Source organism: Streptomyces lothianensis (assembly GCF_047779955.1).
Lineage (GTDB): Bacteria > Actinomycetota > Actinomycetes > Streptomycetales > Streptomycetaceae > Streptomyces.
Map to the genome: position 1 here is coordinate 1 of NZ_JBLMKT010000051.1, position 413 is coordinate 413.

1 protein-coding gene is annotated in these 413 nt (G+C 67.8%); it reads right to left on the reverse strand.

The features are described from left to right. Positions 1 to 413 (reverse strand): carboxyl transferase domain-containing protein (locus ACLF6P_RS18420; RefSeq protein ID WP_415951562.1); only part of this gene is annotated, 413 nt, incomplete at both ends.

Below are 413 nucleotides of genomic sequence, written 5' to 3' on the forward strand. Positions count from 1 at the left end.
CGTCCAGAAGAGTGACGATCGGGATGTTGAAGGCATCACACATCTGGACGAACCGAGCGGCCTTCTCGGAGGCCTCGATGTCCAGGACGCCCGCGAGGGACTGCGGCTGGTTGGCGACGATGCCGACGACCTGGCCGTCGAGCCGGGCGAGGGCGCAGACGATGTTGCGCGCCCAGCGCTCGTGGACCTCCAGGTAGTCGCCGTCGTCGACGAGCTCCTCGATGACCTTGTGCATGTCGTACGGGCGGTTGCCGTCGGCGGGCACGAGGTCGAGCAGGACGTCGGAGCGGCGCTCGGCCGGGTCCTCCGAGGCGACGACCGGCGGGTTCTCGCGATTGTTGGAGGGCAGCATCGAGATCAGGTAGCGGACCTCGGCGATGCAGGTCTCCTCGTCGTCGTACGCGAAGTGCGCG